This window comes from Streptomyces atratus (genome assembly GCF_014648655.1).
GTDB classification, from domain to species: domain Bacteria; phylum Actinomycetota; class Actinomycetes; order Streptomycetales; family Streptomycetaceae; genus Streptomyces; species Streptomyces atratus.
The window spans coordinates 1-11,405 of record NZ_BMRN01000097.1 but is presented as its reverse complement, the minus strand read 5'-3'; the positions used below and the strand labels follow the sequence as shown (position 1 = coordinate 11,405).

Sequence of the window (11,405 nt, the reverse complement as noted above, 5' to 3'; positions counted from 1 at the left end):
GTCCGTGAGCTCGAAGAGCGCATCCGCCCGGGCGTAAAGGCACTCGTAGAACTCGACCCGAAAGCGGGACAAGACATCCAACGCCTCGCCTGCGGGCCCTGGGAGAGGGAGACTCATCTCGAAGCGTGGAGAACGGCCGCCTCCGCTGTCCCGGGAAGAACCGCAGATCAGCAGGTCGGGTGACAGGCGAGGATAAACGTCAAGCTGAGGTGGAGCGGCTCAACGAGGTGAACCGGGCCATCCACCGCCGCCTGATGGACGAAGGACGCTGGCACCTGCACCAGTTCACCCTCCCCGACGACCCCGGACATATACGAGGCGGAGCTGTCCTGGCCCCGCTACGGTTCATGTCCATCAACCCTCGCATCACCACCACCCACATGCACGACGTCCTGGACTACGTCACCCGCCTGGGCCAGGAAGCATCCCGGTGACCCCCGCCCTGGCCCCCACGATCCTGCTGGAAGCAGCCGACCTGCTGCCTGACACCGACGGCTACGCGCTTGCCTACGGATCCCATGCCATCGGCACCCACCAACCCACCTCCGACCTCGACCTCCTCTACACCGGCCGCCGCCCGCTGGACGACGCCGGCCTGACCGCGCTTACTGCCGCAGTCGTGGCGCGCACCACCGGCACGGCCTGGACCTGGACGAGGAAGTCCCCTACGCCGTGAAGCTGTACGCCACCGGCGACCAAGTCGACCTGGCCGCCGCCCTTGCCGGATTCCAATCCAGTTGGGGCACCCCGCCCCCGACGGTCCGCGAGGCCTGGTTCCTGGGCACCGACGACTTCCGATTACGCCTGGTCTTCAACGTGCTCACCAGCCCCCACGTTTTCCTCGGTGGGAACATCACCGCCTACCACCGGCAGGTGAGAAGCGCGGAACGCTCCGCCGCCGCCCTCGCCCGATCCCTGACCGCCCACGACGGCCCGCAAACCCTCCACGAGGCGTGGGCGGCGCTGTGGCAGGCACCCGACGGCCGCACCGGGAAGGACTACCTCGGCTACCTCGTAGCCCCACACCTGCTGTCCGTCCTCACCTGCGGGCTGACCGACCACCACCCCACCACCCCACCACCCCCAGACTTCAGCCGAGCTGGTAGTCGATCCACCGCCTGCCGGCCTCCGCCGCCCGGCCCCGGTACGCACCCAGTGCACCACCGGGGCCGTGTGCGTGGTGCCAGGACCAGTAGCCGGTGATCGCCACCGCGAACACACTCACCGCCTCGGGATCCACCGCGCGCCAGGCCGGCACCCGGGCAGCCATCGCCGCCTCCGCCCCGGCCGGACTGTGACCGGCGTTGATCAACTGCGGTACCAGAAAAGCCGCATCCACCCACGCCGCGCCCCGCGCACCCCAGGACCAGTCCAGGATCCGAATCCGTCCAGTAACGGCCTCCGCGAGCATGTTGTCCGCACGCAAGTCACAGTGACTCAGCGTGTCCCCGACACTCGCCTTCACCAGCCGATCAGGGTCATCCAGCTCCGCCAGCCGAACACGCCGTGACGCTGCCCAGGAGTCCTGCCCGCCAGACCCGGCCCGAGCGGCAGCGAGCCGAGCCCAGTGGCCGGCCAACGACGACAACGTCTCCCCGACCGGACCGACCCCTGGAGCAGGGCACGGCGTCAGCTCCTGCTCCAGCACACCAACCGCATCCAGGACACCGCTCAGATCCGCGGACCCAGGCTGCAGGTCAGGTTCCCGACCCCGGACCGACTCGAAGGCGTTGACGATCCAGTTGCTCGCCTCCAACGACCACACGAGCCGGGGCGCAACCACCGCCGACAAGTACTTCCCGACAGCCGCCTCTGCCCGGTAGTGCGACGCCATGCGCGCTGCGAGATCGACCGCCTTGAGGAACACTTCACTGCCGTCGGCGCATGTCACGCGTACGGCAAGCCCCTGCGTGAAGCCGCCCTCCGGACAGACGACCTCCACCACCGATGATCCGAGCCGCGCTTGCACCGCAGCCCGCACCTCAAGCGGCAGATCCTCCCACCGCGCCCGTACCGACACTGTGTTCACAGAGATTCCCTTCGCTCGCTCGGACAGCAGGTTGATGGTCTGCAACGAGCTGGTCGAGGCCGCTGACGAGAAGCAGTTGAACAAGACCATGAGCCTTTTCCAACCTGACACTGATGGCCGCGTGTTGGACGGTTCTGCGGAACGACGAAGCTCCTGGTAGACGGGTTCTCGACCAAGATCGCCCGCAGCCACCAGGAGCTTCGTGTGCTTGTCTACCCGTCGTCGATCGACCTGTCCAGTCGTACCCTGCGGTGCCTGACCGGACGGCTCGCTGTGCGGCGTGGGGAGATCGGGACCCGGTGGCGGCGTCTGACCGCCGGTCGTCAGGGTGTTCGAATTTCGGCGAGTCCCACACGGCGACCACGGGCCCGACCACCGCCCCGGCCATCGCAGGTCACAGCCGTGTCCGGCCCGGTCGGCTCGACCATCTGGGTTCTATCGGTCGTTGCAACACCTCAGTTCAGAGAGGTGGCAGTGGACATCGAATCTCGTGGGAACCGCAGGCCGAGTTCGGGTTGGTCGCCTCGCATGCGACGAGGAAGGCCTTGTCGAGATCGGGCTGGCGGGCGAGCTTGTCGGGCGCCTTGTCGGTGAAGATCTGTTCGCACCCTGTGGCTTTCAGGGCGTCTTGTTGCGCTTCGGGGTGTTGATCGCGCCTGGACGAGGCCGGGGCGGGCTTTACTGTGACTGGTCACAGATTGACGCTCCCCGTGGCGGTTCCCGAGCTGATATGAGGGGCGCTGGTAGGGAGCGTGGTCGTGAGTGCTGAGCACAGCGAACTTCCCCGGTTGCTGGCGGCTGCGGAGATGGCGGCGCCGGTGGAGGCCGTCGATGTGGTCGCGGAGGACCTGCGGCGGCGTTTTAAAGCTACGAAGGTCTCTTTCCTCATCGTGGACCTGACGGGGAAGGCAGTGGCGCGGCTGTCCGTCGCCGGCACCGTGGGGCGGGAAGCGGAGCGGGTCCCCCTGTTCGGCAGCGTCTACGAGCAGGTGATCCGTACCCAGCGGCTGTATCAGAAGGCGACCGGTCAGGAACAGCGGGTGATCGCGCCGGTCACCAACCGCGGGGATGCTATCGGGCTGCTGGAATTGCTCCTGCCGGCCGACCCCGGCGAGGACTTCCTCGATGCGATCAGGGAAGCCGCCCACATCCTGGCCTACATCGTGATCGCCAACGGGCGGTTCACCGATTTCTACGTCTGGGGCAAACGCTCCAGGCCTCCCACTTTGGCTGCAGAAATCCAGTACCAGCTGCTGCCCATGTCACTGTCGTGCGAGGCTGCACAGTTCACACTGTGCGGGAGCCTGGAGCCCTCCGAAGACCTCAGCGGCGACACCTTCGACTACGCCCTGGACCGCGACACCCTGCACCTGTCGGTGACCGACCCCATGGGCCACAACATCGACGCCGCCCTGGCCGCCACGGTCTTGGTGAGCGCCCTGCGCAGCGCCCGCCGCGCAGGAGCCGACCTGGCCGAGCAAGCCCACCGGGCCGACCAGGCTCTGGCCGACTACGGCCACGGCCACGCCACCGGGCAGCTACTGCGCATCAACCTCCACACCGGGCAGGCCCAGCTCGTCAACGCCGGCCACCCCTGGCCGCTGCGCATGCGCGAAGGGGCTCCGGAGGTGATCACCTGCGAGGTAGACCATCCCTTCGGCCTGCCCGTGCCCGCCCCCCACCCCTACCGCGTTCAGGACATTGATCTGCGCCCCGGCGACCGTCTGCTCATGTTGACCGACGGCATGCTCGAACGTCATGGGGAGAATGTCGACCTGCTCGCCCTGGTGGAGCGCACCCGGGACCTGCATCCGCGGGAGACCGCACTGACGCTGACGTCCGCGGTCTTGGACGCCGCTGGCGGCCGGCTCGAAGACGATGCCACCGTGATGTGCCTGGACTGGCACGGCCCCCAGGAGACCCAGCGGCAAGATGCCGGCTCCGGCGCGGACACTCAGCAAGCCTCAGCAGGCCGCACGAAGTCATAGCCGTGACCAGGGCGCTCTCCTGGACGGTTTCAGGCGGCCGACGAGTACCTCTCGCTCGTCGGGGCATCGCCTCTGAGCACCGTGAAGTCGACGTCCAGTTTCGAATCGTACGCCTCGGACTGGATCTTCGGTCCGGATTTTCGGCGGCCGAGCATCGTCGCGGCGGCCACTGACAGGCCGGGTGCCCGTGTCGAAGCGGAGCGTTGAACAGGTACTGACGTCTTGATTCGATATGCCTCGTCTTGCCGTGATCTGTCAATGCATGTGGCTGTGTCACGGCGCCGCAGTCCTGGCTGGTGTTTCGGTACTGGAGGTCGATCAAGATCGTGAAGCTCTACGACACACTGCTCGCTGCGGTCAGCGGGCAGTCGAATGACGGTGCGATCCGTATCCGGGCGGTCTACGAACCGACGGGCGGGCCCGGCGCAAGGGTCTTCCCGCCCACAGCGAAGACCAAAGCCACAGACACGGCCGGGTACTTGACCGAGCCCTGCTACGTGGGCGGCGAGCCGGTCACCGTCGTGCTGATCGACCAGTGCCAGTCCCAGGCGAACCGGTGCGAGCAGGCTCTGGTGGACGCGGTCCGCCGGCAGGGCCTGTTCATCCCTCACCTGGAGCTGACGACCGAGGCAGAGGGCATGCCCGTGCGCATCACGAGCCTGGAGGCTCCCCACCGGTCCCGCGACGCCTACTTCCGTGATGCGCAGGAGCACAGTCGGCGGCCACGGTCCGGAAGGCCACCCCGGCAGCCTTCGCGGTGCGGGCCGGCTCTGCGGCGATCTGCAGCTTGGTGCGGAAGCCGGGGTCGCTCTTGCCCTTGGGGAAGTGATGGGCGGGGCTGTAGGGCACGGCGTGCAGCGGGTAGTAGAGGTTCTCATCGGCCCAGCAGGTGGTCACGGTGACGATGCCGTTGTCGGTCTTGCCCAGCCGGCCCAGCCACTGCCGTCCGATGTGCGCGGTCGCCCCGGCGGGGAGCCCTTCCGGGGCTGGGACGGCCGCACCCTTGGACGCGCGGGCACCACCGCGACCGGACAGCGGGTGTGGCTGCGAATGACGTCCGCGCCGACGGACAAGGCCCACGGCAAGCTCTGGGAAGGCGCGGAGACCGCCCAGCAGGCGTTCGCAGACCTGGGTGGACACCGGCCCGCGCTGCTGGCCATCCACGACGCGACGGGCGACGGCACCGCCTACCGGGCGGAGCTGAGCGATCATCTGGACCAGCCGGTCATCTCCGGCGACCCGATCCTGCGCGACCGCTTGGAGCTGCCCGACGGCTGGTGGCCGGCCCTGGAGGGCGCGCTGGAGAAGGTGGCGGCCCCCACCACCGACCGCGTCGCGGTCCGCCAGGAGTACGTCGACCGCGCCGTCCCGACCTTCCTCGGCATCCCAGCCCCGCCGGTCACCCAGTCGGTCCCGGTGTTGCTGCTGCGTCGGCAGGTGGCCCAGGACGCCGAACTTCTTGTCCTGCGGCACGAGAACGCGGTGCTGCGCAGGCAACTTGCAGGTCCGGTGCGCTACGAGCCGGCGGACCGGCTGTGGTTCGCGGCGTTGTCCTCGTCGATACCCCGGCGTCGTTGGGCGCAGGTGTTCCCGGTGACTCGGGGCACCGTGCTGGCGTGGCATCGAAGGCTCGTGGCGTGCCGGTGGGACTACAGCAAGCGCCGGAGCAGGCCCGGCCGGCCACCGACCACGAAGGCGATCAAAGAGCTGGTGCTGCGGCTGGCCGCAGAGAATCCGCGTCGGGGGTGTCGCAGGGTCCAAGGCGAGCTCGCGCGGCTCGGGCATCGGGTCGGAGCCTCCACGGTCTGGGAGATCTTGACTGTTGCCGGAGTAGGCCCTGCTCCCCGTAGAGGTGGGCCGACGTGGCGAGAGTTCCTGACGGCGCAGGCCGACGGCGTCATCGCCTGCGACTTCCTGCACATCGACCTGGTTGATCTTCGCCGGGTCTACGCGCTGGTCTTCATCGAGCACGGCACGCGCCGCCTGCACATCGCTGGTGTGACCGCGCATCCGACCGCGCAGTGGACGGTCCAGCAAGCCCGCAGCCTCGCCGTCGACCTGGGCCTGCGCTTGGAGTCGCTGCGCTTCTTGGTCCGCGACCGGGACCGCAAGTACACCGAGTCCTTCGACGCGGTCTTCGCGTCCGAGGGCATCGAGACCCTGAAGACGGCGCCGCGGGCCCCACGGATGAACGCGCACTGCGAAAGGGTCATCGGGACACTCCGGCGCGAGGCCCTTGACCACCTGCTGATCCTGAACGAAGCCCACGCTCGACGCGTGCTCGACGTCTACGCCTTCCACTACAACGGCCATCGCCCCCACCAGGCCCGAGAACAACTTCCTCCCCTCGCCCAGGAGAACCCGGCGCCCTCGACCGACTTGACCGCGCACCGACTCCTCCGCACCCGAGTACTGGGCGGCGTCATCAACGAGTACAGATATGCGGCTTGACCAGCAGCGATGAGTTTCTGAACGGCACAGGCTTGCCCAGCGAAGTCGTCGGCTCCGGGGGCCACGTGGTGAACCGAGGCGTGATGCCGTGCGACATGAGCTCATGAGCCGGAAGACACCTGGTGCGAGCGACGAGCACCCGCACCCGGGAAGGCCAGGGCATGGCAGCGGTCAAAAGCCCCCGGCACACCATGGATCACTCATGAGGGGCGGCACGGCTGAGGAGCGGCCGCGCCGCGCCCCGCCGACGGCGGCGGACCGCTCAGCTGAGGCCCACCTCCGGCTCGTACATGTCCAGCTACATCGCGAGATCCAGGGTGCGTTCCAGGCCGCGGCGGGACGCCGAGGTGATCCGGGGTGCCTCGTGGTCGGCGACCCGTTGCAGCCGGGCGCGGTCGATGAGATCGAAGACCCGGTGGTCCGGGCGCGCGAGCAGGTCGTGGGCGTGCTCCTGGAGGGCGACTGCGTCGGCCGGTCACCCACCCCAGCCAGTTCTCCAAGTACACCTACGACCTGCGGTAAAAGGTCAAGACGGTGTCCGTCGGCAAGTCCGCGACGGACAACGCCCCCAAGGTCACGTCGTACACGTACACGGACCGCGGCCAGAAGCTGAAGGAGACCAAGACCAACGACAACACCGTCGGCTACACCTACTACCTCGACGGTGCGCCGAAGTCGACGACGGAGAAGAAGGCGGACGGCACCACGCTGGTCGCCTCCCACACCTACGCCTACGACGCCAACGGCAACAAGGCGCAGGACGTCGCGAAGAAGATGAACGCCGACAACCGCGCGGCGTACCTCGACTCCACGACCGACTTCACCTACTTGTGGAGCGTCGGCCTACTGGCGGGCGTTGATGACGTCCGCCGGGCGTCCGCCGAGTGCGACGCGGCCGGGGATCAGCGTCGCCGCCGCGGTGAGCACCGCGGCGAAGCCGAGGACCCCGAGGAACATCGGCAGGTCGACGGACGGCTGGGCGGCGCCCGTCATCCCGACGCTGAAGGCGGTGAGCACCGCGAGCGAGATGGCCGTGCCGAGCACCGCGGCGACCAGGACGATCAGCGCGGACTCGATCCTGAGCATCGACATCACCTGGCGGCGGGTCGTGCCGACGAGCCGCAGCAGGGCGAACTCGCGAGTGCGGTCCGAGACCGACATGGCCAGGGTGTTGACCACGGCGATCGCGGTGAACGCGATGATCAGGCCCATCGCGAGGTAGTTGACCTCGGCGTTGGACTGCTGGACGTCGGCCTGGACGTCGTCGACCTGGGTGCGGTCGAGGACGCCGATGCCCGGGAAGCGCTTGAGGGCGCCGGTCAGCTGCTCACGGCCCGCCTTGCCGTCGCCGGCCGTCTTGACGAGGACGGAGGAGGCGAGCGGGTTGTCGACGTGCTGGGCGACCAGGTCGTGCGACATGGTCAGGTCGCCGAAGCCGAGGCCCCGTTCGTAGACGGCGGCGACCTTCAGCTGTACCACGGTGGAGTCGCCGAGCGTCACCTTGAGCGTGTCGCCGGGCTTCTTGCCGAGGTGGTCGGCGGAGACGTCGCTCATCGCGACGCTCTTGTCACCGAAGCCCTTGAGGCTGCCCTGCGAGACGTCGGGGTCCCAGTTCGTGGTGAGGCCCTGCGCGGAGATGCCCTGCGCCGGGTACTTGTCGAGGCCGATGCGGACCTGGGTCCGGACGATCTCGGTGACCTGGGTGACGCCCGGTACGGCGCGCAGCGCGTCCGTCGCCTCGGCGGGGACGCCGGGGCCGTTCGAGGAGACCACCCAGTCCGCCTTGTTGCCCGCCTTGGCCTGGGCCGAGGCGGCGTCGCCCATGGTGGTCTGCACGAACAGGACGGTGCAGGCCATGCCGATGAGCAGGACCAGTGGGGTGACCGCAGCGGCCATCCGCTTGGCGTTGGCCCGGGCGTTGGCGGTCGCAAGGTGACCGCCGACGCGCGAGAACTTCAGCGGGATCCCGAGGATCGCGACGGCGATGCGGGCGATGACCGGGCCGAGCAGCGAGACCGCGACGGCGAGGACCACGACGGACAGGAACGTGACGGGCTGCGAGGCCGGTTCGGTGCGCAGGAAGCCCAGCAGGACGACCACACCGATGCCGAGGGCCAGGACGAGCATGCCCACGCCGAGCCGTCCCCACGCGAAGTGTCGCTGTTCCATGGACGCCTCGGACAGGGCCTCGGCCGGGCGGATGCGGGCGGTGCGGCGTGCGGAGATGCGGGCCGCGACCCACGCCCCGAGCAGGGACGCGCCGACGGCGGCAGTGAACGGCACGAAGCTGAAGGTGAGTTCGAGGGTGTCGGGGATGGCCTTGAAGTCGATGAACTTGCTGTGCAGCCAGTACGCGATGGGCAGACCCACGAGCGAGCCGAGTCCGCCCGCGAGACCGCCGATGATCAGGGCCTCGCGGCCGATCAGCTGACGGACCTGCTTGGGGGTCGCGGCGATGGCGCGCAGCAGGGCGAGCTCGCGGTAGCGCTGCTGGATGGAGAGCGCGAACGTGCCGACGACGACGAGGATCGCGACGAGCAGCGACGTACCGCCCATGGCGCCGCCCATGGAGACGAGCTTGACCCGGGCCTTGCCCGCGTCGAGGAACTCGATGGGGCCGCGCTCGCCACCGGTGGCGACGGCGTACTTGCGGCCGTCGCCGGCGAGGGCCTTTTTGGCCTGGTCCGCGAGTTCGCTCGCCAAGACTCCGGGCTTGGGCAGCAGGCCGACGGTCGCGACCTGGCCGGCCCGTCCGGAGAGGTTGCGGGCGGTCTCGTCGGAGAAGAACAGCGAGGTCTGCTGGTGCAGGTCGCCGCCCTTGGCCGCCGCGATGCCGCTGACCTTGTACGTCGTCGGGGCGCCGGTCGACTGGACGACGAGGCTGCTGCCGGTCTTGAGGCCGGTGCGGGCCGCGAGTTCCCGGTCGAGGACGACCTCGTCGGCGCCCACGGGTGCCTTGCCGTCGGTCAGCTCGAACGGGGTCAGCGCGGCGGAGGACCAGGCGTGGCCGTAGGACGGCTTGCCGTCGATGCCCGGCACGATCTGGCCCTGTGGGCCGACCGCGTACGCCGGGAAGTTCGTCTCGGGCACCGCTTTGCGTACACCGGGCAGGCCGGCGAGGGTCTCGGTGGTCCCCGCGGGCAGCCAGACCCGCTCGGCCAGCGGCTTCGCCTTGTGCTTCTCCTTGTCCTTGCCTTTCTTCTTCTTGATGGTGGTCTGGTGGACGTTCTGGTCGGCGCCGACGATGACCGGGGCGGCGGCGTAGCGCTCGGTGGCGATGGTGCCGCGCAGACCGGTCTCCAGGAGGATGCCGCAGGCGGTGACCAGGGCGGCGGCGCAGAACAGGGCGAGGAAGGCGCCGATGAAGCCGCCCTTCCTGGCCTTGAGCGTCTGCAGTGCGTAGCGCAGCATCAGGCCCACGCTCCCAGGTGCGTCATGCGCTCGGCGACGAGTTCGGCGGTCGGGGCGTCCACCTGTCCGGCGATCTTGCCGTCGGCCAGGAAGAGGACGGTGTCGGCGTACGAGGCGGCCACCGGGTCGTGGGTGACCATGACGACGGTCTGGCCGGTCTCGTTCACGCAGGCGCGCAGCAGGGAGAGGATCTCCTTGGCGGTCACGGTGTCGAGGGCGCCGGTCGGCTCGTCGCCGAAGATGACGTCGGGCCGGGTGATGAGGGCGCGGGCGATGGCGACGCGTTGCTGCTGGCCGCCGGAGAGTTCAGCGGGCCGGTGGCCGGCCCGGCCGCTCAGGCCGACGCGGCCGAGGATCTCGTCGAGCCAGTTCGTGTCGAGGCTCTCGCCCGCGAGGCGCAGTGGCAGCTCGACGTTCTGACGGACCGACAGGGACTGGATGAGGTTGAACGCCTGGAAGACGAAGCCGATGCGCTGGCGGCGCAGCTTCGTCAGCTGGGTCTCGTTCATGTCGTTGAGCTGGGTGCCCCCGATGTAGGACTGGCCGGTGGTCGGCTTGTCGAGGCCGGCCGCGCAGTGCAGGAACGTCGACTTGCCGGAGCCCGACGGGCCCATCACCGCGGTGAAGGAGCCGCGCTCGATCCCCACGGAGACCCCGTCCAGGGCGCGGACGCCGCGGCCGTTCTTGCCGTACACCTTGGTCACGTCGGCCAGACGAAGGGCGTGCCCCCGGTTGACCGTGTTGTAGCCGTCGGGGGAAGGGCGGCTCGTCTCGGTCACCATGTTGCGACCTGTCCTCTCCACAGTGCGGTTCCGGGTCTCAGGGGGATGATTTTTCGAGCGTATATGGCTTCGAGCCGAGCGTGGTCCGTAGTTCTGTAATCGATCCACTTCGGGGCCGTTTTGGTCAGTTGACCCGGTGCTCGCCGGTGGGCTGAGGCGCGTCTGCGGCGATGCACCTGGGCCGCGGCGGCGGCGGCCAGGCAGGCCGTGTACGAGGCGACCGCACAGGGGGCCGTCGGCCGGCCCGCTGTGCGGCCGAGCCGGAAGGCAGCGGCATCACCGTATCCGGCGTCCGCGACGGCCAGTGGCACCTCGATTCCCCAGGATCGGGTCTCATCGAGCATGTCGAGTGCGAGCTGCCACTTCTCCACATGTCCGAGATCCTCGGGGATCTGGCACGCGGTGCGGCGGCCAGGAGGGCGCCGACCTCGCCGAGTGGGACGTAGCCGGGCTCGGGGGCGGAGGCCACGAGGTTCACGAGGAGGACGTGGCCCGGCTCTCCCCGCGTTGTTCGACCTCGGCCCGGATGTGGCGCCAGATGGCGTCGTTGAAGGGCTGGTGCACATGATCCCGGTGGATCCACGGGATTTCGTGGAGCCGTCCGTCGGTGAGGCGGACCCAGATCTGGCGGGCGTCGTGGGGGCATTGTCACGTTGGCTGACCGGCCTGAGATGATCTTGTGGTTGATCGTGCCGGGAGGGGTTCGCTCGTGTCGTCCGCGCCGCCGTCGTACAAGGGGCACCG

Annotated in this window: 8 protein-coding genes and 5 pseudogenes; 8 read left to right on the top strand and 5 right to left on the bottom strand. The window is 69.0% G+C overall.

The window, feature by feature from the left end:
* Nucleotides 1–179 precede the first annotated feature (179 nt).
* From IEZ15_RS42435 to IEZ15_RS42425, 3 genes are read left to right on the top strand one after another with little or no spacing between them, the layout of a single operon-like run.
* Nucleotides 180–434, top strand: coding sequence for a hypothetical protein (locus IEZ15_RS42435; RefSeq protein WP_189282282.1), 255 nt, complete (start codon nucleotides 180–182; stop codon nucleotides 432–434).
* Complete coding sequence (locus IEZ15_RS42430) at nucleotides 431–676, top strand: nucleotidyltransferase domain-containing protein (RefSeq protein ID WP_189282281.1); 246 nt, start codon at nucleotides 431–433, stop codon at nucleotides 674–676. Before IEZ15_RS42435 ends, IEZ15_RS42430 begins: the two co-directional genes overlap by 4 nt.
* The gene (locus IEZ15_RS42425; RefSeq protein ID WP_189282280.1) at nucleotides 673–1,203 is read left to right on the top strand and encodes a hypothetical protein; all 531 of its coding nucleotides are present in this window, start codon (nucleotides 673–675) and stop codon (nucleotides 1,201–1,203) included. Before IEZ15_RS42430 ends, IEZ15_RS42425 begins: the two co-directional genes overlap by 4 nt.
* On the opposite strand, the gene IEZ15_RS42420 is transcribed toward IEZ15_RS42425, so the two are convergent.
* Complete coding sequence (locus tag IEZ15_RS42420; protein ID WP_189282279.1) at nucleotides 1,091–2,029, bottom strand: phosphotransferase; 939 nt, start codon at nucleotides 2,027–2,029, stop codon at nucleotides 1,091–1,093. The two genes, IEZ15_RS42425 and IEZ15_RS42420, sit on opposite strands and share 113 nt — an antisense overlap.
* 204 nt (nucleotides 2,030–2,233) lie before the next feature.
* Between IEZ15_RS42420 and IEZ15_RS46130 the strand changes: the two are divergent.
* From IEZ15_RS46130 to IEZ15_RS47765, 3 genes and pseudogenes are all read left to right on the top strand, one after another.
* Nucleotides 2,234–2,362, top strand: a pseudogene (locus IEZ15_RS46130) (IS5/IS1182 family transposase); the annotation flags it as partial.
* A 473-nt stretch (nucleotides 2,363–2,835) separates the two neighbouring features.
* On the top strand, nucleotides 2,836–4,017 hold the full coding sequence (locus IEZ15_RS42415; protein ID WP_189282284.1) for a PP2C family protein-serine/threonine phosphatase: 1,182 nt from the start codon (nucleotides 2,836–2,838) through the stop codon (nucleotides 4,015–4,017).
* Nucleotides 4,018–4,313: 296 nt separating this feature from the next.
* Nucleotides 4,314–4,676, top strand: a pseudogene (locus IEZ15_RS47765) (type I-G CRISPR-associated protein Cas7); the annotation flags it as partial.
* 22 nt (nucleotides 4,677–4,698) lie between these two features.
* Here the strand turns inward: IEZ15_RS47765 and IEZ15_RS47760 are convergent.
* Nucleotides 4,699–4,980: pseudogene (locus IEZ15_RS47760) on the bottom strand (IS701 family transposase); the annotation flags it as partial.
* A 420-nt stretch (nucleotides 4,981–5,400) separates the two neighbouring features.
* Between IEZ15_RS47760 and IEZ15_RS42400 the strand changes: the two are divergent.
* Nucleotides 5,401–6,468 (top strand): integrase core domain-containing protein, encoded by a 1,068-nt coding sequence (locus IEZ15_RS42400; RefSeq protein ID WP_189282283.1) that lies wholly within the window; start codon nucleotides 5,401–5,403, stop codon nucleotides 6,466–6,468.
* A 474-nt stretch (nucleotides 6,469–6,942) separates the two neighbouring features.
* Nucleotides 6,943–7,296, top strand: a pseudogene (locus IEZ15_RS47580) (hypothetical protein); the annotation flags it as partial.
* 15 nt (nucleotides 7,297–7,311) lie between these two features.
* On the opposite strand, the gene IEZ15_RS42395 reads toward IEZ15_RS47580, so the two are convergent.
* From IEZ15_RS42395 to IEZ15_RS46120, 3 genes and pseudogenes are all read right to left on the bottom strand, one after another.
* Nucleotides 7,312–9,879: an FtsX-like permease family protein gene (locus IEZ15_RS42395; RefSeq protein ID WP_189282278.1), complete on the bottom strand. Its 2,568-nt coding sequence runs from the start codon at nucleotides 9,877–9,879 to the stop codon at nucleotides 7,312–7,314.
* Complete coding sequence (locus tag IEZ15_RS42390; RefSeq protein ID WP_189282277.1) at nucleotides 9,879–10,661, bottom strand: ABC transporter ATP-binding protein; 783 nt, start codon at nucleotides 10,659–10,661, stop codon at nucleotides 9,879–9,881. Before IEZ15_RS42390 ends, IEZ15_RS42395 begins: the two co-directional genes overlap by 1 nt.
* A pseudogene (locus IEZ15_RS46120) lies at nucleotides 10,655–11,071 on the bottom strand (transposase); the annotation flags it as partial. The pseudogene IEZ15_RS46120 and the gene IEZ15_RS42390, both read right to left, overlap by 7 nt.
* Between the last annotated feature and the right edge of the window lie 334 nt (nucleotides 11,072–11,405).